Below are 25,823 nucleotides of genomic sequence, written 5' to 3' on the forward strand. Positions count from 1 at the left end.
TGCTATACTTAGCGGAGGGAGGCTGATCGAATGAAACCTTTACAAATATCTGCGGAGACAGCTGTTATGCTGTCCGAAAAACTTAATGTTCCGTTAGAGCAAATCATGCATATGCCGCAGCACATCCTGATCAAAAAACTGATGGAATTGGAAGCCGAAGAAAACAAGAAAGATGAATAATGGGAAAAAGGAAGCCTGCTTTCTAAAAAGTAGGTTTCTATTTTTGATATAAAGGTGAATACTATGAAAAAGAGCAAAAGGATTGAGCGGTTATGGAAAATAAGTTAAGGGCAGGAGAAGTCACGGCCTTAAAAGTGGCGAGATTGAGTGAGTTTGGTTATTTTTTAAGCAATGGTGCAGAGGATGTAATGCTTCACAAACGCGAAGCATCACGGGAGTTGAAAGAAGGAGAAACCGTTGATGTCTTTTTATATCAAGATCATGAGGGCCGCCTTTCGGCAACGATGTCACAGCCAAAAGTAAGGCTGGACACATTGGCCTGGCTAACGGTCGTCGGCTCACAAAAACGACTCGGAGTATTTCTCGATATGGGCATACATAAAGATGTATTATTGTCCAATGATGACCTTCCGGGGCCGTTGGATCAATGGCCGGTTATTGGAGATCAGTTGTACTGCGGACTCCGTCTTGATAAAAAAGGCAGACTATTTGCCGACCTTGCCACAGAACAGGAGATTGTGGATCAAGCGGAATCGGCAGAAGAAAACCAATTTAATCAGATTGTGACAGGCCATGTTTACAAACTCAATGAAGCAGGAGCATTGGTGTTTACGGAAAATCATCTGATTGGTTTTATTCACAACGATGAAATGACGCGCCGGCTCCGGCTTGGCGAACAGGTAGAGTGCCGTGTAACGTTTGTGAGAGAAGACGGAAGAGTCAATCTTTCCATGAAACCAAGAAAAGAACAGGCGTATAATGAAGACGCAGAAATGATCTATCAGTACTTGAAGAATCATAAAGGCCGGATGCCGTATACCGATAAATCAGACCCGGATGACATTAAAAATGAATTTGACATCAGTAAGGCAGCATTTAAACGGGCACTGGGCAAATTAATTAAAGAAAACAAAGTAAAGCAGGAAAATGGAATGACATTTTTAAAAATTTAACGAGGTATAAAGCATACAGATTTTTTCTGTATGCTTTTTTGTGTGCGATGAAAAACGGTTAGTGATAGCCAAAGAGGGAGATAGTAGGGGAGGAGGGATCATGAATATGAATGAACATAAGCTTGGTTTGCCGGTGCTTACCGCATTGGTTATAGGAAACATGGTGGGGTCAGGAATATTTATGCTGCCCCGGTCGCTGGCTGAAGTGGCGAGTCCCGGAGGCGTTCTCGGTGCATGGTTGGTTACAGGATTGGGCGTTTTATTGACGGCCCTAGTGTTCGGCAACCTTGCATTAAGAAAACCTTCTTTGAATGGCGGACCGCAAAATTATGCTATGGCCTTATTCAAGGAGGACACTGAAACCTCACTGGTCGCAGGATATATCGTGGGCTGGGGATATTGGGTGGCAAACTTCGCGGGCAATGTGGCAATCATTACGACGTTTGCCAGCTACCTGTCCACCTTCTTTCCGGTGATGACCAGTAAACAACTTCTTTTTAAGGCAGGAAGCACAGATGTCACGCTTGGAGGAGGGATCACTTTTTTAGTGTGTTCTGCATTATTGTGGGGTCTTCATTTTATGATCCTGAAAGGAATCGAAGGAGCAGGGAAGGCAAATCTTGTAGCGACCGTGGCAAAGGTTGCGGGCTTTTTGTTTTTTATCTTAATCTGTTTGTTTGCCTTTCAGTCCAGCTACTTGTCTCCTCTTATCGAACTGAAGCCGAGCAGCTCGGGAGGAACAATCGGGTTTATGGGGCAGTTGAATGCGGCGGCTATTTCCACGCTTTGGGCGTTTGTTGGCGTAGAATCTGCGGTGGTCTTTTCCAGCCGGGCCAAAAGGCAAAATGATGTTAAGATGGCGACCATCTTCGGGCTCCTGATAGCTCTTTTGATTTATATAGGGATTACGGTACTTGTCATGGGAACTCTTCCTCAAAAAGAATTGATTCATTCGCAAAAGCCCCTTGTTGATGCGCTTGAAAGTGTCATTGGTCCCTCGGGAAGCAGTATTATGGCTATTCTTGGGCTGATTTCATTGTTTGGAGCGACGATAGGCTGGATTTTGCTCGCCGCCGAGGTTCCTTACCAAGCGGCCAACAAATCGATGTTTATACCGGCGTTCGCAAAAGAAAACCGTTTTGGTGCACCTTCCTTTTCCTTGATTGTCACCAATATCATGACACAGCTTTTTATTTTTTCCGTTGTTTCCCAGTCGATGGCTGATGCATTTGACTTTGTCATCTTTGTTGCAACATTGGCTTTTCTCGTTCCTTATTTGATGGCTTCCCTGTATCAGGTAAAACTCGTTTTCAGCGGGGAAACGTATGAAGGAGCCTCAAGATCAAGATTGGGCGATGGTCTGATTGCGGTTCTCGCGGCTTTGTATTCGTTATGGGTCATAAAAGCAGGAACGGAAGATTTAAAAACCTTCCTTTTTGGCATGGCACTTTTGGTATCGGGCATCGTTTTTTATCCGCTCGTACGCAAACATGCCAGGAACAAGGAAAAAGGACAGCATGAATGAAATGCTGTCCTTTTTGCCGGTTAAGCGTTATCCCGGAGTCCGACACCTGTATTCACTTTTACGAGAATTTCATCAAATTTGCTCTGGTCCACGGTCTTCTTGGACAACAGAGTTCCAACGATGGCTCCAATGAAGCCTAACGGAATGGACACGATACCTGGATTGGCGAGCGGGAACAATGGCTCTCCGACAAGAATGGCGACACCCGCTTCCGGAGACCAAACGCTCGGACTGATGGCGACAAGGATCAAGGAACTAAAAAGGCCGACAAGCATTCCGGTTACTGCTCCCGTCGTGTTAAAACGCTTCCAAAAGACGGTAAGAAGCAAAATAGGCAGGTTGGCACTGGCAGCAACGGCAAAAGCAAGAGAAACGAGGAATGCTACATTCAATTTTTGGGCAAAGAGTGCCAGCAGAATCGAAAGAACAGCAACACCGATGGATGCCCATCTTGCCGCACTCATTTGTTCTTTTTCGGTTGCCTTGCCCTTTCGCAGGATTTGGCTGTAAAAGTCATGGGCAAAGGCCGATGCGGCAGAAAGCACAAGGCCGGCAACCACGGCAAGAATGGTCGCAAACGCAACCGCTGATACAAAGGCGAACAAGAAATCTCCACCGAGTGCACGGGCAAGCAATGGAGCTGCCATATTGCCAGCAGCATTTGCTTTTACAATACTTTCCGTTCCTACAAACGCTGCTGCTCCAAATCCTAGAAAGACCGTCATGATGTAAAAGATGCCGATCAACCATGTGGCATAGACGACAGACTTTCTCGCTGTCGGGGCATCTTTTACCGTAAAAAAGCGGATCAGGATGTGAGGCAGGCCGGCTGTTCCCAAAACAAGAGCCATATTGAGAGAAATCGTATCCAGCGGGTCTTTATATTTATTGCCGGGATTCAGGAAGCTCTCTCCGAGCGGAGTAGCGGTTTTCATATGCTCAAACATGCCTGTTATACTGTATCCGAATTTGGCAAAGACCATGACGGAGATAATAAAAGTTCCAACCATGAGCAATACCGCTTTCACAATTTGTACCCAGCTCGTGGCCATCATTCCGCCAAACACGACATAAACCGTCATAAGCACTCCCACGATTAATACCGAGGTTGTGTATTTTAAACCAAGCAATAATGTAATGAGGGCTCCGGCTCCTACGAGCTGGGCAATCATATAAAAGATAGAAATGGTGATGGTATTCAAGGCGGCCACACCCCGGACCTTCCTGTCATCGAACCGGGAGGCGATCATATCGGCCATCGTGTATTTACCAAGATTTCTGAGCGGTTCAGCCACTAGATAGAGCACGACAAGATACGCAACGAGAAACCCGATGGAATAAAAGAACCCGTCAAATCCTGAAAGTGCAATAGAACCGGCAATCCCTAAAAATGATGCGGCTGACATGTAATCCCCTGCGATGGCAAGGCCATTTTGCCAACCGGTTAATCCACCGCTTGCTGTGTAAAAATCGTTTGCATTATTGGTCCGTTTGGCAGCAAAGTAGGTTATGACAAGCGTAATGGCAACAATTCCGACGAACAGCATGAAAGCTGTATTCATTTCGTTTTCCCCTTTTCAGATTGGGTGATGACGTGAGCGGCGATTTGGTCAAATTTTACCGCTTTTCGGGAATAAAGAATGCAAAGCACCCAGGTCATAACAAACTGGGCAAACGCAAATATCCATGCCCAGCTAATGTCTCCGATTGCATTTTTATTTAAGAAGGTTGAGTAAGACGTCATGATGGGAAGAGTAAAGTAAAAGACCAGGAAGAAAATCGACATAGGCAAAAGGAAATTCTTTTTTTGGCGAATCAAATTCTGAAAAGAAGGGGAAGAGGCAATGGCTGAATAATCTGTTTGTCCTTCTTTCTTTTCTCTTTCGGCTAACATTTCATCCCCTCCTGAAAACACAAGTGAGAATCCACGAATGCAACACTCCTTTCTCTAATTTTTCAGAAAAATTTGAATCATTTTTATTATATAAGATGCCTTTCTGTTTATCTACATTTTCTGAGATATAGTTGAGCTTTCCGGAAGGTTATAGTATTTTTAGGGTATTTACCATACATATAAACTATAAGAGGGAGGAGAATGGCAATGAGCCTCATTTTAATCAAGCTTGGAATATCAGCATTCCTCGGTTTGGTCATCGGCCTTGAGCGGGAACTGAAACGAAAACCGGTTGGCCTGAAAACTTGCCTGGTCATTTCGATCAGCAGTTGTCTGTTAACAATCGTTTCCATTGAATCAGCAAGCACATTTTCTGAGCTGACAGGAAGAACGATGATGGATCCTATGCGTTTGGCGGCACAAATCGTCAGCGGTATCGGTTTCCTGGGAGCAGGTGTCATATTAAGGCGGAGCAATGACGTCATTTCAGGTCTGACTACGGCTGCGATGATATGGGGTGCTTCCGGATTGGGGATTGCATCGGGTGCAGGTTTTTACTTGGAGGCTTCAGCAGGGGCACTTATGATTTTGATCAGTGTAGAATTGATCCCTATGATTATGAAATGGGTGGGCCCAAAAACGCTGAGGGAAAAAGAAGCCAAAGTACGACTCATTGTTCCTGATGGAAGGGATATGACGGAAATGGTTAAAGAAATCAAGAAGAGACAGATGAAAATTTACAATGTGCGTGTGAAGGATCTGGAAAATGGTATGAGCAAAATGGAACTGACCATTGGGACATACGATAAAAGATATACAACCGACATTTATTATGATATTAAAGAAATAACAGGAGTACAAAACGTAGAGATTGAAACGCTTGGATAAAAGCAAAAGGGAGCTGGGACGATGAAAGCTTTGATCGTTGTGGACTATACATTTGATTTTGTTGCGGATGAAGGAAAATTAACATGCGGTGTTCCGGGCCAGTCCATTGAGAACCGATTAACTGCGATTACAAAGCAATTCGTTGAGAATAATGATTTTGTTGTTTTTGCGGTTGATTTGCACGAAGAAGAGGATACATATCATCCCGAAACGTCACTGTTTCCTCCTCACAATATTAAAGGAACAAAGGGGAGAGAGCAATACGGAAAGCTTGGAGGGTATGTCTCCTCTTTGCCAGACGAACAGAATAAATTGGTGTACTGGATGGATAAAACGAGGTACAGTGCTTTTGCCGGAACTAATCTGGATCTCAAACTGCGGGAACGCAGCATTACTGAAATTCACCTCGTTGGTGTTTGCTCTGATATTTGTGTATTGCATACAGCGATTGATGCCTATAATAGAGGCTTTACCATTGTGATTCATGAGGATGCTGTACAAAGTTTTAATGCCGCCGGCCATGATTGGGCGCTTCAGCATTTTACCGATGTCCTTGGAGCCAGAGTCGTAAACGCGACCTCATTTTAGTAAAAAAGGGTCATGGGAAGGAATGGTAACATGGGAAAAACGGCAGTGATTGCCGGAGCAACGGGACTCGTCGGGCGGGAATTGCTCCGTTTGCTTGTAGAAAGCAACACGTATGAGCACATTATTGTGTTTACACGAAGGAAAACAGGAATCAGAATTGAGAAGGTGACAGAAGTAATCACCGATTTTAACGGCCTTGAAGAGCACACACAGTACTTTAAGGCAGCAGATGTATTTTGTTGCCTTGGTACAACGATAAAAAAGGCCAAGACGAAGGAGGATTTCAGAAGGGTTGATCTGCATTATCCCGTTGTGATGTCCCGGATTGCGGCCGATCAGAGAGCGCATTCTTTTCTGGTCATTTCCGCCCTGGGTGCAGATATGGATTCACGCTTTTTCTATAGCAGGGTTAAGGGAGAGATGGAGGGTAACGTAGTAAAAGAAGGTGTGCCATTGATCGGGATATTCCGCCCGTCTCTGTTAACAGGCGAACGAGAGGAGTTCCGGGCAGGAGAACGAGCTGCTGACTGGATTTTCGGGCGGTTTTCCTTTTTATTCAAAGGTGGTCTTAAAAAATACCGCCCTGTAAAAGCGAGCTCGGTCGCCGCTGCCATGTTTGAGTTTGCCCAAAAAGAAAAAACAGGAGTTCATCTCATTTCATCAGAAGAGATGAATGAGTCTCCCAATTCTTTTTATAAGTGAAATGAGTTTCTTCCATTTGGATTATGGGCTATAATTACAGTACAGATTGATTTGGAGGGATATTATGAACGCTTACGAAGAGTACATGAAGCAAATGGCCCAGCCGATGAGAGCCGAGCTTACAAATGCAGGATTCAAAGAATTAACAACACCAGAAGAAGTGGACGGTTTTATGGAAAATGCAGAGGGAACTTCCCTTGTTTTCATCAATTCCGTGTGCGGCTGTGCTGCAGGCCTGGCCAGGCCATCGGCAATTTATTCACTTAACCATGAAGCAAAACCCGATCATTTGGTTACGGTTTTTGCTGGACAAGATAAAGAAGCAACCGCAAAAATGAGAGAATATTTCGAAGGATATCCTCCTTCTTCTCCGTCCATGGCCCTATTAAAAGGCAAAGAAGTGGTTCACTTTATTCACCGCCACGATATTGAAAACCACAGTGCGGAAGAGATCGTTGGAAACCTTGTGAACGCTTATAACACGTATAATAAATAAACTATATCAATACCGGAATCTCCAGGGGAGCTTTTGCGATCCACTGGAGATTCTTTTTTTTATGCAGAAAATAGGAGATAAGTAGGACAAATTAATCAACTTATTTTGAAAAATATTCAGAAAACAATTGCACTTTCTTTTCACATGTCATATAGTATACCTATTAGATGTTAGAAAACATGACATGTAGAAGGGTGGAGATGTAACATGAAGGAAAGTACAATCATGATGTATATGGATTCTCTGTGGGTGATGGTTGCAGCGGTCCTGGTAATTGGGATGCAGGCGGGATTTGCGCTACTTGAAGCAGGATCCACACGCATGAAGAATTCAGGGCATGTTGCCGGAAAACAAATTTTGAGTTTTGCCCTTGCTACGATTGCTTTTTGGGCGGCGGGATTTGGAATCACATTCGGAGAGGGCAACAGTTTATTTGGAACTTCCGGGTGGATGCTTGAAGGAGACAGCAAAACATTCGATGCTTTATCCTGGGCCAATGTGCCGCTATCTCTTAAATTTTTGTTTCAATTGGCGTTTGTCGGTGTATCACTGGCCATTGCGTGGGGAGGATTTGCCGAGCGTGCGAAATTATCCGTTTATTTTATTTTCGGCATCGTCTTCACCGTTTTAATTTATCCGGTCATCGGTCACTGGGTTTGGGGCGGTGGATGGCTCGGAGAAATGGGGATGCAGGATTTTGCCGGCTCAACGGTTGTCCATCTGCAAGGTGCAATTGCTGCTCTGGTAGCTACGCTTCTTCTTGGGCCGAGGATTGGTAAGTTCAATAAGGATCGTACACCGAACCTTATTCCTGGACATAACCAGGTCTATACGGTGCTTGGCGGGATTATTCTTTGGATTGGCTGGTTCGGATTTAACGCAGGAAGTACGATGGGTACGGCGGATGGATTTTTTGGCTATGTTGCTTTGACGACTAATCTGGCAGCGGCGGCTGGCGCAATCGGGGCAATCCTGACTTCCAAGTTCCTGACAGGGAAAGCGGATATTCCTGCAATGGTAAATGGTGTACTTGCCGCTTTGGTGGCAATTACTGCAGCGTGTGCTTTTGTGGAAGCCTGGGCAGCAATTGTGATCGGATTCTTTGCAGGGGCGTTTACCTTCTGGACATCGGTCTATTTTGAAAGAAAAGGGGTTGATGATCCAATTTATGCTTTTTCTGTTCATGGGATTGCCGGTATTATTGGGACAATTTCAACCGGGTTTTTTGCTTCACCTCGTCTTGTGGAACAGACAGGAGTAGGAAAAGCGGGACTTTTCTATGGCGGAGGATTTGAACAATTGTTTGTTCAAACCATTGGTGTTATTGGCGCGGCAGTTTATGTCGGAGTTATTTCGTTCATTTTATTGTTTGCCATGAAGAAACTTGTCGGCCTTCGGGTAACTCCGGAGCAGGAGATTTCCGGACTGGATATCAGTGAACATGGTTCATATGGTTACCCTGAGCACCTTGATCCTTCACTTACCAGCGCAAAGAAAGCCAATTAGGTTCATGTTGAATTTTTTTGATGAATCCAAAGGCAAACAGGTCGCCTTTAAGATTCATAGTGTAAAGGAGAAGGTACAAAAAGCGGCTACACTGGAAGAATTGCGAAGGGTCCACGAGAAGTTCATCTCGTGGATTCAGGCGTTGCAGGATTCCCAGCATTCAATTGGGGAAATATATGCTCATTTGAATGAAACGCACGATGTGATTGCGAGGAAGGCGGTTGCCTTTGCATACGAACGTGTTATTCAGGACATCGGAGAGCCTGAAGGGAATCTTTGTTTTTTTAGCATGGGATCAAGTGCAAGACAAGAACAGACGATCTGGACGGATCAGGATAATGGGTTGATCCATGATTTCAGAATGGATCAAGAGAAGGCTGAACGATTTGCAAGGGAATTCTCTGAAGCGTCCGTTCATTATCTTTCTGAGGCTGGCTATCCTTTATGCCCCGGGAATGTAATGGCATCCAATCCTCGTTGGAGACACAGTGAAAGCGAATGGAAAACACAGATGGCCGCCTACTGGAACAAGACGAGTGAGCATGATTTAAAATATTTGATGATGCTCTTGGACACCAGGCCAATTTTCGGCAATCCCGGTCTACTGTATCAACTGAAATCTTGGTACCTTCATGAACTTCGGCAACATCCGAATGTAATCATGAAGATGTCCTCCCTTGCAGGATCTCATGATATACCGATTAACTTTGCGGGAATGATATTCACTGAACGGTGGGGGAAATTCGCCGGCCGTTTTGATGTAAAGCAAGGTGTGTTTGCTCCCTTTACAAATGCTGTTAAAGTTTTGGCTGCCATCAGCAATGTTGAAGAATCTTCAACACGGGCAAGATTGATTGTTTTAGAGGAACGGGGTGAGCTATCCCTGCTTCAACTGGAAGACTGTATTCTGGCCTATGACTTTCTTCTGGACCTGCGGCTCTGCCATTCAGTGAAAGCCAGGGAAAATGATGACAAGCTGGATTATCATATCCTGTTAAGCCGTTTGGGAACCAAGCGTGTTCATCAGTTGAAGGACACAATGCGCCTGGTAAAATGGCTGCAAAAAAAGACAAAAAAGAGAGGAATACAGTTTGAACAATCAACCGGGTTTTGACGGAAATCTGAAGCAGTTCATGAACCGCCTGTTCAATCTGGGTCTGAAAAGAAGGGAAGTACCGCCAGGAAGCCCCGGGTCCTTTCAGCATGAAGCATGGATCAGGAGAATGCTGAAGGAAAAAGCGTCGAAGCGCGCTGATCTTCAAACCCGGTTGGAAGATGTCCTTTTTATTGTGCTGGATACAGAGACAACGGGTTTCCGGCCGGAGCACGGAGACCAGATCTTTTCTTTGGCAGCGGCCCGCATCCAAAATAGATCGGTTATTGATGAGTTTCGTAGTTTAATCAATCCCGGAACAGAGATTCCGAAAGAAATTAGTCTTCTTACTGGTATCGCCGAAAAAGATGTAAAAGAGGCACCGGCATTGGATGAAAAAGCAGAAGAATTTCTGGACTTTTTATCCGGAGGCATTATCATTGGATATCATATTTCTCATGATTATGCGTTCTTGAACCATTACTTGTGGAGAAGATATCGTTCATCCTTAAAACAGCCGGCCCTGGAGCTGGCTCTCCTGACGGAACGTCTCACCGGGGAGGGTCCTTTTCCGAGCCTGGACAGTGCTGCCGATTATTTTAATATTCCCTGCCAGAACCGGCACAAGGCGGATGGTGATGTGAAAATTATGAGCAATTTGTGGTTGAGCCTGCAGCGGTTATGTATTGAAAAGGGAATTGAGACACTGGAAGACTTGTATATTCATATCAAATAGTAAAGCAGGAGCGGTTCGCCCCTGCTTTTTTATTAATGACTTTTTGTGCTGCTGCATGAACTGCTGCTCGAGCTACTGCTTTCGCAACGTTCCTCGCTGCCAAATCCGGACCAGCAGGAGCAGCCAATAATGATTAACAAAATAAAGAGCACGATGACCAGGGTAAATCCGAAGCGTCCGCCATACCCGCCATACCCACCATCATAGCCGCCGTATCCGCCGCCATAACCATAATCATAACAAGGTGTTCCTCCGTATCCATAACCATCATAGCCGTGGCCGTAGACGGGTGCTGCGGGAGCCATTGGTATGTTAAGTGGCTTGTTTAACGGGATGTTGGCGGGTTTGTTTACAGGCATATTGACAGGGGCGTTCACCGGTTTATTTGTCGGTGCCATAGGTACATTTATTTTTTTGTTTTCCATTATTGTCCCTCCGTTATTAAATAATATAGGTATATATCACCCTACAGCCTATGTACGTTTGCCCTGGTCGGTAACGGGGACAAATGCGGATTTTTTTAAAAAAATAAAAAAACGTTCCTTTTCGGAACGTTTAAAGCCATGTGATCTTCGGCTCTGTTTTGGCTATGATTCTTACAATGTTGGTACGGTGACGATAAAGAAGAAACACCAGAAATGCCGTCATTACCCCCGTTAGGAGCATGTCTTTTACGATCAGTCCGTAGACTACAGCGCCCAAGCAGGCGATGAGGGAAGAAAGAGAAACATACTTGCTCAGGTAAAGGACAACGAAAAATACAGCCACAAGGACGACAAACATAAGGGGAGCGTAAAACAATAAGATTCCTGCGGACGTGGCAACCGCTTTACCGCCACGAAACCTTGCAAAAATTGGATAGCAATGGCCGAGCACTGCCGGAATGCCGGCAACAAGGATATGAAGATCTGTGTGAAACAAAACGGGAAGACAAGCGGCAAGGGTTCCCTTGAGAATATCTGAAATGGTTACAATAAAGCCTGCTTTTTTTCCAAGGATACGGAAGGTATTCGTGCCTCCTAGATTTCCGCTTCCATGCTGTCTGATGTCAATGCCGTAGCCCCACTTGCCTACAATGAGCGCAAAAGGAACCGATCCAATAACGTAAGATAATAATAGAATAAAAAATACCATACGATTCACCTTTCGCTGATCTTTTCTCCTATTATATAATCATTGCGATGGTTTAGGATAGGAATTTTTTAAACAAGCAAATAGCAAAAACCACGGCCGTTACTGGGCGTGGTTTTTTGCTGTAGTTTTCTTGAAGGGCAGCCACCAGTTCCATTTGCCCATCAGTTTCATTAAGGAAGGGACAAGAATCATTCTGACGAGAGTGGCGTCTATGAAAATGGCCAGCGCAATGGCTATGCCGATTTGTTTTACTGGCATGACATCCGTTGTTACAAACGAACCGGTAATTACGATCATAATGGCAGCGGCAGAGGTAATGATTTTGGAGGTCGACGTTAAACCATCAAGTGTTGCCTTGTCGTTGTCGCCTGTGTTTTCATAGACTTCCTGTATTCGGGAAATGAGAAAAACTTCATAGTCCATGCTCAGCCCAAAGACGATACCGAACGTAAAGACGGGAATCATTAATCCAATACTGACGGGATCCATAAGATTTCCGCTTTGGAAGATCCACACCAAAAGGCCAAAAGTTGCCGAAAGACTGAGAATGTTCATAGCAATTGCTTTTAATGGAATAAATAACGATTGAAAAGCAAGAAGAAGGATAACAAAGGTTGATAGCAATACGATCAAAAGCCCTTCAGGTGTTTTATCTAGAATTTCATCAAATATTTCTTGATTAAATTTGGTCGAACCGCCCAATGCGAGTTCTAAACCGTTTTTTTTACCTTCCCAATCTTTGACCCATTGTTTTGCCTTGTCGGACGTTACACCTACTGAAAGGTACGCCTGGATGACGGTTAGATTATCCTTTGTATAATGGTCAAGCACCGGCTGCAGACGGCGTTTTCCTTCCGTTGTTTTGATGAAAGATTGGAGTTGATCAGGAGGCATGCCACCGGCATGGGAGAATAGGGAGTCCACCCGGTCGACCACCTTTTCTTTTTTCAGCCGTTCGACCAGCCGCTCCGTTCTGTTAAGATTATCACTGCTCGTTATATCTCCATCACTTTTTGCCACGATGGTGACAGGGTATAAATCTTTTCTGCCGAATGTGTCCTCGAATTTCTCGAACATGATCCTTGATTCGTAATCAGGAGGAAGAGACTCCGCCTCGGGAATCGATAATACTAAATGACGTACGGGCAATAAGAAAAGGATAAGAATGGCGATGGACGCGATCAGCATGATTCCTGGCCGTTTCATCACAAATGAAGCAAAAGCTTTCCAGCCCGCTCGTTCGCGATTGCGTTTTAAAATCATTAGCGAGTTAATGCGTGGGCCGAAGACACTTAAGACGGCCGGGAGAAACGTGAGCGCGTTGATGACCGAAATGATAACAACGACCATGCCTCCGAGGGCAACGGACCGAAAGATATCGATTCGGATGAGCAGCATGCCTGAAATCCCCAGAAACACACACAAGCCAGAGAACGCGATGGATCTGCCTGCTGTTTGTACTGACGTGATGACTGCTTTTTCGACTGGATTCTTCTCCAATTCCTCTCTGAAACGGTTGACGAGCAGTAGCGCGAAATCAATTCCGAGTGCAAGGCCGATCATCGGAACGACATTTAATATGAAAATCGTTAAATTGAGTTCCGGACTTACCAGGAAAAGCACACCCATCGCACAGGCGACACTGATTAAACCAATAAGAATCGGCAGGCATGCTGCGACCAGGCCGCCAAACGCAAGCAGAAGAATGATCAGGGCTGCGGGAAGTCCTATCGCCTCGGCGCGTGCCAAATCTTTCTGGCTCGCTGTGTTCATGTCTTCGGCGATAACCGGACCGCCTGTGATTCCGATTTTGACATCCTTTGTGCTTGTCGTTCTGGAGCGGATCTGTTCGATCGATTTTTTTAGTTCCCCGAAATTCAGGTCAAAATTCACAGTCGCATATGAGGTGTTTCCTTTGATCATCTTTGCTGAAGTGTAAGGTGAGGTTATACTGACCGCATGATCCACATCTCTTAATTTTTTTAGCGTACGATCTACGGTGTTTTTGTACTCTGTATCTTGGGGTGAGAGGGTATCAGATTGAAAAAGCACCATAACCGATGATTTAGGCTGGTCAAAATCCTGCTGCATCATGTTTTCCACTTTTTTAAATGAACCTTCCATCTCAAAACCGCTTCCGCTAAGGGATTCTGGAAGTTTCAATGCCAGTACACTAAATGTTGCGGCAAGCAAGATCCAAACCATAATGATCAGCTTCCGATATGTATAAACGAATTTTCCGATTCCCTGAAACAAACTCCACTTCTTCATGAATTTCCTCCTTAAAAGCTGATGTCTGGGGTGAAGGATTGCTCTTTCGGCGAATGTGTGATAAAAGATTAAATAAAAAAGGTTCTGGTGAAACAACAATGATTGTGACAACGGCAGGTAAATTTGATCAAAAATTGATCGAAAAAGCGGAAAAAATCAACGAGACGGTCGGGGGAACGTTTGTGTCGAGAAAAAATAAATCCATCTCTTCCTTACATACCCAATTTCAGGATCATCTATTAATGGTTGGTAAAGAAAAACTGACCTTGCATCCATATGGAGGATCAGAACCGCTATTTTTTCATCCGAATTCCTCCATGTTCCGGGTTAAGCAAATCGTAAGGGGAGAGCATGATCCTTTGCTCACAGCTGCAGGGCTGAAAAAAGGCATGACCATTCTTGATTGTACGGCCGGTCTGGCTTCTGATGCGATTGTATGCAGCCTGGCTGTCGGACCAGAGGGGAGAGTGACCGGATTGGAGAAAAACCAATACATCGCCTTTTTGGTGAAAAGCGGATTGATAACATGGGAAAGCGGGCTGAAGGAAATGGATGAAGCCATGCGCCGAATCACCATTCTGTACGAAGATCATTTGGACTATCTGAAGCAACAGTCCGACGAATCCTTCGATGTTGTTTATTTTGATCCGATGTTTGAGGAATCCATACAATCTCCTGGTCTGGGCGGTCTGAAAAATATGGCGGAATATTCACCGCTCACAGCTGATATCATTGCGGAAGCAAAGAGGGTCGCAAAAGAACGGGTTGTATTGAAGGACCATTATAAAAGCAGCCGATTTAAACAATTTGGATTTACCGTAATAAAACGGCCTTCGTCCAAGTTCCATTATGCCACCATTGAACTAGGGGATTGAGGAGAAGGCGATGCTGACGGGGTTAATGCTGCTTATTCTTGCGGGTGCCGGGATTGTGGGATTTGTTAAAAAGCATATATTAAGGATAAAAGATCCTGATCTTAATCACTATTTGGCGGAATTAAAAAAACAGTCTTGGTATCAAGAGTTTGTGAACGATCCGCAATCTTCCGGTCTGATTCAATCGTTTGAAAAAAACGGTCCGTTAAAAGATGTCCACTATGTACAGAAGCTTCTTGTGAACGATGGATTCAGAGATGGTTTTATTGCATATATTAAAGAAAAAACCCGGTAAAGCAGTGTTGCTTGCCGGGTTTTTGTTTTTTATTTCGAAAGTACCTCAGTGTTCATGGCCCACTCGTTAACCACGCAATCTCTGGCACCGGTTGCAACGTACGGATCCTTTTTGGCAAGTGAAGTCGCTTCTTCCAGATTGGCAGCCTTGTAAATTACAAGTCCACCAGTTCCGTCGGTGAATCTTCCATATGTAAAGATATTCCCTTTTTCTGCAAGGTTTTGTAGATAGCTGAGATGTTCCTCACGGTGAACCTTGCTTTTTTCTTCGTCTAATACAGGTAAACGGACAGCATAATAATTCATTATTTTACCTCCCGGATGTGTAGTCTCTTTCATTATGAAGTCAAACCGCCAAAAAGAAAAGTCGTATGCCCATTGAAAAATGTAAGAAAGTTTTTTGATCTGCATCCATAAGGTTAAATGAATACCAGTAAAAAAATAATCAGGATGCATGGGGGAGTATAATGAGAACAAACAGAAGATATCCTGCATGGAGTTCGTTTGATTGCAGCATGAGTCGAGATGAAGGACATGAAAATAATTGGCCGACCTTTTTCCTGAAACGAAACAGGAGGGGAGAGTTTACCGACAGTAAAGGGAACGTGGTCATTTGGGAGTTGAGGAATCCGGCTTCTGTTGATTTTAAAGGCAATGAGCTCGAACAAGTGCGTTCGTCCTTACGAAATTTGACTCCTGACAAGCGGCGGAAGATCAGCTTTTATGGTGAGCATCTAAAAGATTTTTGGTTTCGGGTAACTGAAAATCTGATTTTTTCTTATGAATTATCACCTATGTTGTCTGCAAGAGTTAGGGCAGCTCTGGCTATGGGATTGTCGGATACCGCGGCTGCCGTTCACTATGTGAAAAACATGCATGATGTTCCACGCCCCCAACAGCTGGATGCCTCCCTTGAGCCGGTTCTTTCAGTCCGCTCTTCTCCTTCGTTTGTATGTGAGCAGGCCTCCGCTGCAGGCTGTGCCCATATGATCTTGTCCTACTTTTTCCCCCATGAGGACGGGAAGCTGAAATCGCTGGCTGAAGAGATCTCATGGACTATGTTTCTGGCAGGCATTCAATATAAAGCAGATGTTGAGGAAGGGATGAATTTGGGAAGACAGATGGGTGTCATGGTCGTTGGTTCTCTCCGCTATCAGCGAGTGGAAGGGGACATTCAAAAAAGCAAAAGAAGCAGTGACCTTACTGCTGGATTTCAACAAAAGAAAAGCGAAGTCATTCCAAGTTAAACATAAATGGACTCCGGGCTGCCGGAGTTTTTTTCTTTTTTAAAAGATAAATGTGTTACGATAGACAAAAAACATCCGGAGGGGTATAGTGCAATGATCGATCTTAGAAGCGACACAGTGACAAAGCCGACAGAGCGTATGCGAAAGGCGATGTATGAAGCTGAGGTAGGGGACGATGTCTATGGAGAAGATCCTGCTATTAATTCCTTGGAAGAAACCGCTGCTGACATGCTTGGAAAGGAAAAAGCACTGTTTGTCACGAGCGGTACACAAGGAAACCAGATTGCCGTATTGACTCATACAACACCTGGCAGTGAAGTTATCATGGAAAGTGATTCCCATATTTATATGTATGAAGGAGCTGCTGTATCTGCTTTTGCAGGGATTCAGCCTCGATTGGTCAAGGGAACCAACGGCTCCATGCAAGCAGAGGATGTTAAAAATGCGATACGGAGTGACGATATTCATCACCCTGAGACAAGCCTTGTTTGTTTGGAAAATACGCATAACCGTGCAGGTGGAGCGATCGTTCCTCTTCATGATATGAAAGACATTTACAAAATTTGTTCTGCTGCCTCGATCCCAGTACATATGGATGGTGCACGCCTTTTTAATGCGGCAGCGGGCAGTGGAACGAGCGTGAAAGACTACGCTTCTTATTGTGATACGGTACAAATTTGTCTTTCCAAAGGGCTTGGGGCACCGGTCGGCTCCCTGATTGCGGGATCGGCCGACTTTATCCGGAAAGCACGAAAGTGGAGAAAACGACTGGGCGGCGGGCTCCGCCAGGGAGGTGTGCTGGCCGCACCCGGATGGATCGCACTTACCGAGATGACAGAGCGTTTACAAGAGGATCATGAAAAAGCCCGCAAGCTGGCAAAGGGCTTGGCGGAAATCCCGTCGCTTAGCATCGAAAACCAGGTGGATACCAATATTGTTTTGGTTAATATTGGGCAAACCGGATTTTCTGCCGACCATTTCCTTCAATTGCTCAAGGACCAAGGAATACTTGCTGTTGCTTTTGGACCTCAAACGATTCGATTTACCACTCACTATGATGTTAGCTTTGAAGATATTGATAAAGCGCTCGCCAGCATTTCGGCGATTATCTCTTCAAAAGTCATTTTGCATTAATATCAAAAACCGGCTTCCGTTTGGAGCCGGTTTTTTGTAACCTCACATTTTTGGCGGTACACGGTATTTCGTTGCCTGTTCGAAGGAGTAGGCCAGTGCGATCAGCTTGGGCTCGGAGAATGCATCTGCTGTAAAAAGGATGCCAAAGGGTTTGCCCTCATTATCATAGCCTGCTGGTACACTGATCGAAGGATAGCCTGCCTTAGCAGGAAACCCATAGCCGGCATCTGTTGGATACAAGATGGCATCCAGCTGAAACTCGTTAAGAGCCTGATTAATTCCGAGATCTCTTGTTTTTTTAAGATCATCCAGTCGGCTGTTTAAATACGAGGATTCGGTAAGTGTACCGGATGTGTTTTCGCTTTGCTCCAAGAGAACCTGCCCGTATTTCAGGCATTCTTCAGGGTGCTTTAGATTATAGCCAATCACATCTTCAAGAGAGGTGATTGATGGAAGTTTAGTATGCCGATTCAAGTAGGAGTTGATACCCGATTTAAATTCATAAAGCAATACATTAAAATCCCCCTCTTCTTTTTCGAGAGGAGTTACTGAATTCAGAGTCACGATTTCTGCACCCTTTTCTTTCATAATTGCAATGGCATGATCAAATAATTCCCTTTGAGAAGGAGACAATTCTCTGACAGAATATTCATAGGAAATACCGATACGTGTACCGTTTAATGCATGTTCCCTCAGGTAGGCAGTATAATCAGTTCTGCTTGAGTAGGCAGCTTTTAATGTGGCGGCATCATTGTGATCAAAACCGGTCATCGCCCCAAGGAGTATGGCGGCATCAGCTACTGTCCGTGTCATGGGGCCGGCGGTATCCTGGCTGACAGAAATAGGAATGATTCCAAACCGCGAAAGCAGGCCAACGGTTGGTTTGATTCCGACAATGCTGTTGGCAGCGGCGGGACTGGTGATCGATCCGGACGTCTCGGTTCCTATAGCGGCCACGGCGAAGTTTGCAGCTACTGCCGATCCGGATCCGGAGCTTGAACCGCTGACATCAAATTTTCCAGGTCCATATGGGTTTAGGACCTGTCCTCCCCGAGAACTAAATCCGTTGGGCATGTTTTCCGTCATAAAATTTGCCCATTCTGTGAGGTTGGTCTTCCCGAGAATAATGGCACCTGCTTCTCTTAGTTTTGCGACGATAAATGCATCCTGGTCGGCATACGATTCGCTCATGGCAAGCGAGCCTGCACTTGTGTGCATGGCATCACCGGTATTAATGTTATCTTTGATCAAAACTGGAATACCGTGAAGAGGACCTCTTGCACCTTTAGACAATCGTTCTGCATCGAGTGCTTCAGCAATGTGGATGGCGTCAGGGTTAATTTCTATAACCGCATTTAGTCCTGGGCCGTTGTGGTTATATTCCGAAATTCGTTCTATGTACATCCTCACCAGCTTTAGCGAAGTAATTTCTTCTTTTTTGAGCGCTTCCTGTAAATATGAAATCGTTGCTTCTTCCAGTTGGAAGGAATTGGTTTTTGTAACTGGCATTGCTTTTTCCCCGCTTTTCACTTTAATTTTAATTAAATTTCCCATTTTTTGATAATTCAATTAAAGCAAAAAATCGTCCGTATCGCAAACTGCACCGTCTAGTATTTAAAATAAGTTTACTAGGAGTAATAGATTTATTTACCAAGGGGTAGTATATTTCTAAAAACATTGAATAATAATGGTAAAAAGAACGTGAAGGGGATGGTGATGGAGAATGAAAGGAATTACTAGTCTTACACTCTATAGGGGAAATCATACCAATTTTAGTGCAGATGATAGAATGATGCTGTTTGTGACAAAGTTTCATTTAAAAACAAAACAGGAAAAGTGGCTGACTCTCCGCCGACTCATGAATAAAAATTCCGGAACATTGGCAGCCCACATTTTAATCAGTTCTGAGTACCGGAGAGACTTCCCGGAGCTGCTTGAAGATGAGAAGGTAAGAAATTTTTATCTGGATCTGAAACAGCCGAAAAAGCAGACAGCAAACGTCTAATTATAAACCAGGGTTTTCTAGGCGGGAACATTATTAATGCTATTCATCCGAAGTGTTGTTATAATGAAAGAGTATTAAACACTAGAGGAGTCTAATAGCATGAAATATTTTACTGTTGAAGAAGCGAATCAGCTTTTGCCTGTCATTATTCGTGAGTTAGAAGCCCTTCAGCAGCTTCAGCTTTCTTTTGTGAAATTTTATGATCAATTGGAAAAATTGCGGTTGTCGGATAATCCGCCGGATGAGGATTTTTTTGTACTAGAAAGCAAGCTTGATTTTATGGAAATGGAAGCTCAAAGTTACATCCATAATATTCATGCATTTGGAGCGGAACTAAAAGATATCCACGCGGGGCTTGTCGATTTTCCGGCAATGATCGAAAACGAGGAAGTATTGCTGTGCTGGAGACAGGGAGAACCGGCGATTACGCATTATCACGGCATTGAAGAAGGGTATACCAACCGGAAATCGCTGGAAAATTAAGTTTGAAATAAAAAATAAAAATATTTTCTTGAAAAGGGTTGTTTTATTCCTGAAAATTGTTTATGATATATCTCGTGACGGTAACCAAGCAGTTCATTAAGCGCCTATAGTGAAATGGATATCACACGAGATTTCGGCTCTCGTATTCTGGGTTCGAATCCTGGTGGGCGCGCCAATTAAAGTTATAAATACCACGGGGTAATTCCGGTGGTTTTTTATATGCATTTCATAAACAAAATTCAACGTTGCAGGTTGGTGATTAATATGACAAACGAAATGCAAAAGCCTTATCGGATTTTATTGTATTATAAGTATGTACCAGTCGAGGAGCATGAATACTTCGCAAGAAAACATTTAAAGTATTGCAAGGAACTCGGCGTCCTGGGGAGAATCATTGTTGCTCCTGAAGGAATCAACGGAACAATCTCGGGTACGGTTGAACAAACAGAGCAATATATGCGGGATCTGAAGAGTGATCCTCGTTTTGAAGATATCGTTTTTAAAATCGATGAATCAGACGAGCATGCCTTTAAAAAAATGTTTGTCCGTCCAAAAAAAGAGCTGGTTACATGGCGCTTTGAAGAGGACGTGGATCCGAACGAGGTTACTGGAAAACGATTGAGCCCTAAAGAATGGATGGAAATGATCCAGCGGGATGATGTCGTGATTGTAGACGGAAGAAATGACTATGAATATGAAATCGGCCATTTCCGGAATGCCATTCGCCCGGATGTAAAAGCATCCCGTGATTTTCCGGAGTGGGTTAAAGAAAATCTTGATCAGTTCAAAGATAAAAAAGTACTCACATACTGCACAGGCGGAATCCGTTGTGAAAAGTTTTCAGGATACCTTCTGAAAGAAGGTTTTAAGGACGTTTACCAGCTGCATGGCGGGATTACGACATACGGTAAGGATGAGGAAACAAAAGGCCGTTTTTGGGATGGCAAAATGTACGTCTTCGATGAGCGGATTTCTGTTCCGGTTAACCGTACCGAGGAAGATGTGGTCATCGCCAAATGCTATTATTGCGGTAAAACAGAAGATCGTTATGTAAACTGCGCAAATCCTGATTGCAATCGTCAGCACGTTTGCTGTGAGGAATGTGAAGTAAAATATAAACGCTCTTGTTCGGACGAGTGCCGTGAGCATCCGAAAAACCGATATGAGCTTGAAAATGAAATGAACGAAACAAAAGCGCAATAATGTAACCAATCAAAAGCAGCCAGCGAAAGCTGGCTGCTTTTTTCTTTTGTCAAAACCGATCACAGGAATGAATGGTTTTGACTGAAAATTACAATTATTGATTGAAAATGATTGTTTTTGAAAGTTTTTGATTGATTTTTGAAAAGGCTTACTTTATAATGAATAACAGCAAGGAGGGATAAGATGCTGTTTTCGCAACGTCAGGAAATCATTTTGTCGTTAATCGATCACCAAAAGGTAGTGACCCTTGAAGAGCTTGTCCAGGAAACTGGTTCTTCAGAGTCAACCATACGCAGGGACCTGGATAGACTTGAAAAAGCTAAAAAGCTAAAACGTATACATGGCGGGGCATCAAGGATCGAAGATAAAGCAGAAGAACCTTCCCTTGCCGAGAAAAACCTCCGAAATGTGGAGGAAAAACAGAGAATTGGCCAATATGCAGCTTCATTGGTTCAGGAACATGAATGCATTTACCTGGATGCCGGGACAACTGCAATGCAAATGATTCCTCATTTGAATCTGGAAAATCTGATTGTTGTAACAAATGGAATTCAGCTCGTCGAACCGCTCGTAGAAAAGGGGATCCCCACATACCTGGTTGGCGGTCTTATAAAGCCAAAGACTGGGGCCATGATTGGCAGCGGAGCGATTAAGAGCCTGGAAAATTACCGTTTTGATAAATGTTTTATCGGTATAAACGGGATCCATGAGGACTGGGGATATACGACACCAGATCCTGAGGAATCCATCTTAAAGCAAAAGGTACTTGAACTTTCTCAAGAAAAATACGTACTCGCAGATCCGTCAAAATTTGGAAAATCCAGTTTTTCTAAAGTCGCCTTGCTTGAAGAAGCATTTATTATTACCGTTAAAAGCAAAAACGTACAGCTTGCATCATTTGAAAAGAAGACCCTGGTTAAGGCGGTGGAAAAATGATTTATACAGTAACACTAAATCCTTCCATAGATTATTTTGTGAAAACAGATGGTTTAAATGAAGGGGAGATCAACCTTGTCAATGAACAATCCATAGTGGCAGGGGGAAAGGGAATCAACGTATCAAAAGTATTGAAAAACCTTGGCGTAGAGAGCGTTGCGACCGGATTCGTCGGTGGGTTTACAGGTGATTTTGTTGAAAGTTCCCTTCGAAAGGCCGAAATTGGCACCCGATTTATCCGAGTGGAAGAAAATACACGAATAAATATTAAATTAAATACCGGAAAAGAAACAGAAATTAATGGAATTTCTCCGGCCATTCCAGCATCTGCATTGGAACAATTGGAAGAACATCTTTTGGCTAATCTTGAAACTTCAGATTTTGTGGTGCTGGCAGGAAGCCTGCCATCCAGTTTACCCTATGATTTTTATGGTCAACTAATTTCCTCCATACGGAAAAAGGGAGCTCAGGCCATTCTTGATTCAAAAGGAAACCCTTTGCAGCAGGCACTGGCCCATCAGCCATTTTTAATTAAACCGAATCATCTTGAGCTGGGAGATCTTGTAGGAGCCACTATTCAAGAGCCCCGGCAGGCTGCTGCATATGCAAAACAGCTTGTAAATGAGGGGGCACAGCATGTGCTTGTATCCATGGCCGGAGCCGGGGCGGTGTTAGTCAGCAAAGAGCTTGCTGCCTTTGCCAATGTGCCAGCCGGAACCTTAAAAAATTCTGTTGGAGCGGGCGATTCCGTAGTTGCCGGTTTCCTTGCGCATTACACCAGACACGGTAATGTGCTTGAAGCTTTTAAATTTGGGGTTACAGCAGGAAGCGCTTCTGCCTTTTCAACAGGGTTTTGTAATGCAAAAGACATTGACCGCTATCTGCCTGAAGTAACCGTAAACCTGATAGAGGGGGAAGAAGGATGAAGATTACAGAACTGATTACAAAAGAAACCATCAAGCTTAATCTTGTTTCTACAGATAAGCCGGATGTGATTGATGAGCTTGTCAATAAATTGGATGAAGCAGGAAAGCTGAATGATAAGGAAGCTTATCGGGAAGCAATCCTTGCAAGAGAAGAACAAAGTACAACCGGAATTGGTGAAGGAATTGCGATTCCGCATGCCAAAACCGCAGCTGTTAGAACCCCTTCCATTGCGTTTGGCCGCAGTGAGAAGGGAGTGGATTATGATGCCCTTGATGGCATGCCGTCCAACCTGTTTTTTATGATCGCAGCCAGTGAAGGCGCAAACAATGAACATCTTGAAACATTATCCAAGCTGTCTTCCTATTTGATGGATATGGCATTCCGTGAAGGTTTACTGAAAGCGGAAACAGAAGATGAAATCATTTCATTGATTAATGAAAAACAAGACGCCGAGGCAGCAGAAGAGGAAATGGAAGAGGAATCAGTAGAAACTAGTGAAGACGAAACGTATGTACTTGCTGTTACTGCTTGTCCTACCGGTATCGCCCACACCTATATGGCCGCTGACGCATTAAAAGCCAAGGCTAATGAACTTGGGCTTAAACTAAAAGTGGAAACCAACGGCTCAAGCGGTGTGAAAAACCGGTTAACCTCGTCGGATATTGAAAAAGCTTCAGCCATCATTGTCGCTGCAGACAAGCAAGTGGAAATGGACCGTTTTCAGGGTAAAAAACTCATTCAGGTTCCGGTGGCGCAGGCTATTCGAAACCCGCAAAAACTGCTGAATGATGCGGCAGAAAAAAAGGGAACAATTTATACAGCAGGCAGCAGACCGCAAGCCGCTGAAGGTGGAGAAAAACCAAAGCGTCAATCAGCATTTTACCGCCACTTGATGAACGGTGTTTCCAACATGCTTCCTTTTGTTGTGGGAGGCGGGATATTAATCGCCATTTCCTTTATGTTCGGCATCCATTCAGCTGATCCAAAAGATCCTTCCTATAATCAGTTTGCGGCCGCGCTTGATACGATCGGCGGTAAAACGGCCTTTGCTTTAATGGTTGCCGTACTTGCCGGTTTTATTGCTCGAAGCATCGCGGATAGCCCCGGATTTGCACCAGGGATGGTTGGGGGATTTCTGGCATCCACAGGAAACAGCGGATTCCTTGGCGGACTGATCGCCGGATTCCTTGCGGGTTACATTGTTCTCGGGTTGAAAAAATTGTTTTCCAAGCTTCCTCAATCCTTGGAAGGCATTAAACCCGTGTTGCTCTATCCGGTGTTTGGCATACTGATTACAGGTTTGATCATGCTATTTGTGATTAATGATCCGGTACAGGCTTTAAATGAAGCTCTTTCTTCCTGGCTCCAGGGCTTGGGTAAAGGGAACGCCATCCTGGTCGGTCTTCTGCTTGGCGGAATGATGGCTATTGACATGGGTGGCCCAATCAATAAGGCGGCGTTCACATTCGGTATCGCAATGATTGATGCCGGTAACTTTGCACCACATGCAGCGATTATGGCTGGCGGTATGGTTCCACCGCTCGGACTCGCTATTGCAACGTCCATTTTCAGAAATAAATTTACAAAGCAGGAGCGGGAAGCAGGAAAAACTTGCTATGTAATGGGTCTTTCTTTCATCACCGAAGGCGCCATTCCATTCGCGGCAGCAGATCCAGGACGGGTCATCCCCTCTCTGGTGGCAGGCTCCGCAACAGCAGGAGCGCTCACGATGCTGTTTGGCATCGGTCTCCGGGCGCCTCACGGCGGAATCTTTGTTGTTCCGTTTGTTGAAGGAAATCCATTCCTGTACGGGCTGGCGATCCTGATTGGTGCCCTTGTTACAGCATTGCTCGTTGGCTTCTGGAAAAAACCAGTACAGCAATAACCTTATCAGATATCCGATCTGCCAGTGGAGGGTTTTTCACAAAACTTCACTGGCTTTTTCTTTTTGTAAAAGGGATGCTAAAATAGGGGAGAGGAATGAAGGAGTGAAATAAAAATGGATCAAAAAGAGTTGGAACAGCAAATTATTCAAAATTATAAACAAGATGAAGGCATGATGATCCTTGTGTTTGCCCAATGGTGCATCAATCACGATATCGATCCGAAAGCACTGTACTTCCGTGCCTATCCGGCTCAGCAGGAAAATGAAAGGCTCAACCATATGCTCGAACAAACCGTTTCTAAACAAGAGTCCGAAGAAATAGCGGACGAAACCGTACTCGGAGTGCTTTCGTTATTCGGGAATGAAGATTTGGCCTTTGAAGTGATGAAAGAAATCGAAAGGAGACCAAAACCATGAATATAATCGAACCGGGAATGAAAGTTACTGCGTTATACAAAACTGGGAAATACATAGGTGAGGCAGAACAGGTGAAAAATGGAAAAGTACTTGTGAGTATTCTGGCTGTTTTGAAGCATCCAAAACAGGGAGACCTGCACAATCCAAACCAGGCAGATGTTCCGTTTTTTCATCAGCGAAAAGCACTGGCTTTTCAGGAAAAAACATGGGCTCCAGAGCATACGGTCAAACCTTACGAGGAGCAGGTTCCGGACTATCATGAATCATTGAAAACTTCACTGGAGGAGATGCAAAAGGAATTGGAGCAAAGAGCGGATGACTGGTCCGCACGCTCTCTTTCCGAGCTTTCTGAGTTGAAAAAGGAATACCGTTTGTAACAAAAAACAATACAACTGGGTATCATGAATGGTATAATACCATGTGATAAAAGCTAACATAGTTTTTCGTTTTT

At 44.3% G+C, this 25,823-nt stretch carries 28 protein-coding genes, 1 tRNA gene and 1 pseudogene; 23 read left to right on the top strand and 7 right to left on the bottom strand.

The window, feature by feature from the left end; translation table 11 throughout:
• Window positions 1-30: 30 nt before the first annotated feature.
• The 3 genes from BLT53_RS06175 (at window position 31) to BLT53_RS06185 (ending at window position 2,658) form a co-directional block, all read left to right on the top strand.
• Window positions 31-180, top strand: coding sequence for a YycC family protein (locus tag BLT53_RS06175; RefSeq protein ID WP_074440479.1), 150 nt, complete (start codon window positions 31-33; stop codon window positions 178-180).
• Between the two features lie 92 nt (window positions 181-272).
• Window positions 273-1,133 carry a CvfB family protein gene (locus BLT53_RS06180; protein WP_090233504.1) on the top strand — a complete coding sequence of 287 codons (861 nt, stop codon included), beginning with the start codon at window positions 273-275 and terminating at the stop codon, window positions 1,131-1,133.
• Window positions 1,134-1,239: 106 nt separating this feature from the next.
• Window positions 1,240-2,658 carry an amino acid permease gene (locus BLT53_RS06185; RefSeq protein ID WP_090236732.1) on the top strand — a complete coding sequence of 473 codons (1,419 nt, stop codon included), beginning with the start codon at window positions 1,240-1,242 and terminating at the stop codon, window positions 2,656-2,658.
• A gap of 20 nt (window positions 2,659-2,678) precedes the next feature.
• On the opposite strand, the gene BLT53_RS06190 is transcribed toward BLT53_RS06185, so the two are convergent.
• Window positions 2,679-4,220 carry a solute symporter family protein gene (locus tag BLT53_RS06190; RefSeq protein WP_090233506.1) on the bottom strand — a complete coding sequence of 514 codons (1,542 nt, stop codon included), beginning with the start codon at window positions 4,218-4,220 and terminating at the stop codon, window positions 2,679-2,681.
• Window positions 4,217-4,552: a DUF485 domain-containing protein gene (locus tag BLT53_RS06195; RefSeq protein WP_090233507.1), complete on the bottom strand. Its 336-nt coding sequence runs from the start codon at window positions 4,550-4,552 to the stop codon at window positions 4,217-4,219. Before BLT53_RS06195 ends, BLT53_RS06190 begins: the two co-directional genes overlap by 4 nt.
• Window positions 4,553-4,759: 207 nt before the next feature.
• Between BLT53_RS06195 and BLT53_RS06200 the strand changes: the two genes are divergently transcribed.
• The 7 genes from BLT53_RS06200 to BLT53_RS06230 all read left to right on the top strand — a co-directional run bounded on the left by BLT53_RS06200 (window position 4,760) and on the right by BLT53_RS06230 (window position 10,561).
• Window positions 4,760-5,440 carry an MgtC/SapB family protein gene (locus BLT53_RS06200; protein WP_090233508.1) on the top strand — a complete coding sequence of 227 codons (681 nt, stop codon included), beginning with the start codon at window positions 4,760-4,762 and terminating at the stop codon, window positions 5,438-5,440.
• 21 nt (window positions 5,441-5,461) lie between these two features.
• Window positions 5,462-6,028 (top strand): cysteine hydrolase family protein, encoded by a 567-nt coding sequence (locus tag BLT53_RS06205; RefSeq protein ID WP_090233510.1) that lies wholly within the window; start codon window positions 5,462-5,464, stop codon window positions 6,026-6,028.
• A 30-nt stretch (window positions 6,029-6,058) separates the two neighbouring features.
• Window positions 6,059-6,730 (top strand): NAD-dependent epimerase/dehydratase family protein, encoded by a 672-nt coding sequence (locus BLT53_RS06210; protein WP_090233511.1) that lies wholly within the window; start codon window positions 6,059-6,061, stop codon window positions 6,728-6,730.
• A gap of 61 nt (window positions 6,731-6,791) precedes the next feature.
• A complete protein-coding gene (locus BLT53_RS06215) occupies window positions 6,792-7,226 on the top strand; it encodes a BrxA/BrxB family bacilliredoxin (RefSeq protein WP_090236734.1) in 435 nt (144 codons plus the stop codon).
• Window positions 7,227-7,433: 207 nt separating this feature from the next.
• Window positions 7,434-8,732, top strand: coding sequence for an ammonium transporter (locus BLT53_RS06220; RefSeq protein ID WP_090233512.1), 1,299 nt, complete (start codon window positions 7,434-7,436; stop codon window positions 8,730-8,732).
• Between the two features lie 4 nt (window positions 8,733-8,736).
• Entirely contained in the window at window positions 8,737-9,846 is a 1,110-nt protein-coding gene (locus tag BLT53_RS06225) for a DUF294 nucleotidyltransferase-like domain-containing protein (RefSeq protein WP_170834252.1), read from the top strand.
• The gene (locus BLT53_RS06230) at window positions 9,824-10,561 is read left to right on the top strand and encodes an exonuclease domain-containing protein (RefSeq protein ID WP_090233515.1); all 738 of its coding nucleotides are present in this window, start codon (window positions 9,824-9,826) and stop codon (window positions 10,559-10,561) included. Before BLT53_RS06225 ends, BLT53_RS06230 begins: the two co-directional genes overlap by 23 nt.
• 101 nt (window positions 10,562-10,662) lie before the next feature.
• Here the strand turns inward: BLT53_RS06230 and yjcZ are convergent.
• The 3 genes and pseudogenes from yjcZ to BLT53_RS06245 form a co-directional block, all read right to left on the bottom strand.
• A pseudogene (gene yjcZ, locus BLT53_RS06235) lies at window positions 10,663-10,866 on the bottom strand (sporulation protein YjcZ); the annotation flags it as partial.
• 250 nt (window positions 10,867-11,116) lie between these two features.
• Entirely contained in the window at window positions 11,117-11,695 is a 579-nt protein-coding gene (gene plsY / locus BLT53_RS06240) for a glycerol-3-phosphate 1-O-acyltransferase PlsY (RefSeq protein WP_090233516.1), read from the bottom strand.
• 99 nt (window positions 11,696-11,794) lie between these two features.
• Window positions 11,795-13,966 (bottom strand): MMPL family transporter, encoded by a 2,172-nt coding sequence (locus BLT53_RS06245; RefSeq protein ID WP_090233518.1) that lies wholly within the window; start codon window positions 13,964-13,966, stop codon window positions 11,795-11,797.
• A 98-nt stretch (window positions 13,967-14,064) separates the two neighbouring features.
• Here BLT53_RS06245 and BLT53_RS06250 point away from each other — a divergent pair, with 98 nt between their 5' ends.
• Together BLT53_RS06250 and BLT53_RS06255 are read left to right on the top strand one after the other, a co-directional pair.
• Window positions 14,065-14,841 carry a class I SAM-dependent methyltransferase gene (locus BLT53_RS06250; protein ID WP_090233519.1) on the top strand — a complete coding sequence of 259 codons (777 nt, stop codon included), beginning with the start codon at window positions 14,065-14,067 and terminating at the stop codon, window positions 14,839-14,841.
• Between the two features lie 10 nt (window positions 14,842-14,851).
• Window positions 14,852-15,136 carry a hypothetical protein gene (locus BLT53_RS06255; protein ID WP_090233520.1) on the top strand — a complete coding sequence of 95 codons (285 nt, stop codon included), beginning with the start codon at window positions 14,852-14,854 and terminating at the stop codon, window positions 15,134-15,136.
• Between the two features lie 29 nt (window positions 15,137-15,165).
• Here the strand turns inward: BLT53_RS06255 and BLT53_RS06260 are convergent, their stop codons facing one another.
• Window positions 15,166-15,441, bottom strand: a complete 276-nt coding sequence (locus tag BLT53_RS06260; RefSeq protein WP_090233521.1) for a YciI family protein — start codon at window positions 15,439-15,441, stop codon at window positions 15,166-15,168.
• A 161-nt stretch (window positions 15,442-15,602) separates the two neighbouring features.
• On the opposite strand from BLT53_RS06260, the gene BLT53_RS06265 reads away from it, so the two are divergent.
• Window positions 15,603-16,382: a phosphatase PAP2 family protein gene (locus BLT53_RS06265; RefSeq protein ID WP_090233522.1), complete on the top strand. Its 780-nt coding sequence runs from the start codon at window positions 15,603-15,605 to the stop codon at window positions 16,380-16,382.
• 93 nt (window positions 16,383-16,475) lie between these two features.
• A complete protein-coding gene (gene ltaE / locus BLT53_RS06270; RefSeq protein WP_090233524.1) occupies window positions 16,476-17,516 on the top strand; it encodes a low-specificity L-threonine aldolase in 1,041 nt (346 codons plus the stop codon).
• 42 nt (window positions 17,517-17,558) lie between these two features.
• Here the strand turns inward: ltaE and BLT53_RS06275 are convergent, their stop codons facing one another.
• Complete coding sequence (locus tag BLT53_RS06275; RefSeq protein WP_090236737.1) at window positions 17,559-19,025, bottom strand: amidase family protein; 1,467 nt, start codon at window positions 19,023-19,025, stop codon at window positions 17,559-17,561.
• 214 nt (window positions 19,026-19,239) lie between these two features.
• Between BLT53_RS06275 and BLT53_RS06280 the strand changes: the two genes are divergently transcribed.
• The 9 genes from BLT53_RS06280 to kapB all read left to right on the top strand — a co-directional run bounded on the left by BLT53_RS06280 (window position 19,240) and on the right by kapB (window position 25,749).
• Entirely contained in the window at window positions 19,240-19,521 is a 282-nt protein-coding gene (locus tag BLT53_RS06280; RefSeq protein WP_139168372.1) for a hypothetical protein, read from the top strand.
• A 99-nt stretch (window positions 19,522-19,620) separates the two neighbouring features.
• Window positions 19,621-20,004 (top strand): DUF2203 domain-containing protein, encoded by a 384-nt coding sequence (locus tag BLT53_RS06285; protein WP_090233526.1) that lies wholly within the window; start codon window positions 19,621-19,623, stop codon window positions 20,002-20,004.
• Between the two features lie 100 nt (window positions 20,005-20,104).
• Window positions 20,105-20,179: transfer RNA gene (locus tag BLT53_RS06290), tRNA-Arg, on the top strand.
• An 89-nt stretch (window positions 20,180-20,268) separates the two neighbouring features.
• Window positions 20,269-21,207: an oxygen-dependent tRNA uridine(34) hydroxylase TrhO gene (gene trhO, locus BLT53_RS06295; RefSeq protein WP_244520362.1), complete on the top strand. Its 939-nt coding sequence runs from the start codon at window positions 20,269-20,271 to the stop codon at window positions 21,205-21,207.
• Window positions 21,208-21,390: 183 nt separating this feature from the next.
• On the top strand, window positions 21,391-22,143 hold the full coding sequence (locus tag BLT53_RS06300) for a DeoR/GlpR family DNA-binding transcription regulator (RefSeq protein ID WP_090233528.1): 753 nt from the start codon (window positions 21,391-21,393) through the stop codon (window positions 22,141-22,143).
• A complete protein-coding gene (gene pfkB / locus BLT53_RS06305) occupies window positions 22,140-23,069 on the top strand; it encodes a 1-phosphofructokinase (protein WP_090233529.1) in 930 nt (309 codons plus the stop codon). The genes BLT53_RS06300 and pfkB overlap by 4 nt, the downstream gene beginning before the upstream one ends.
• Window positions 23,066-24,955, top strand: coding sequence for a PTS fructose transporter subunit IIABC (locus tag BLT53_RS06310; RefSeq protein WP_090233531.1), 1,890 nt, complete (start codon window positions 23,066-23,068; stop codon window positions 24,953-24,955). Before pfkB ends, BLT53_RS06310 begins: the two co-directional genes overlap by 4 nt.
• A 114-nt stretch (window positions 24,956-25,069) precedes the next feature.
• Window positions 25,070-25,372: a hypothetical protein gene (locus BLT53_RS06315; RefSeq protein WP_090233532.1), complete on the top strand. Its 303-nt coding sequence runs from the start codon at window positions 25,070-25,072 to the stop codon at window positions 25,370-25,372.
• The gene (gene kapB, locus BLT53_RS06320) at window positions 25,369-25,749 is read left to right on the top strand and encodes a kinase-associated lipoprotein KapB (RefSeq protein ID WP_090233533.1); all 381 of its coding nucleotides are present in this window, start codon (window positions 25,369-25,371) and stop codon (window positions 25,747-25,749) included. The genes BLT53_RS06315 and kapB overlap by 4 nt, the downstream gene beginning before the upstream one ends.
• Window positions 25,750-25,823: the final 74 nt, after the last annotated feature.

This window comes from Fictibacillus solisalsi, assembly GCF_900103485.1.
GTDB classification, from domain to species: domain Bacteria; phylum Bacillota; class Bacilli; order Bacillales; family Fictibacillaceae; genus Fictibacillus_C; species Fictibacillus_C solisalsi.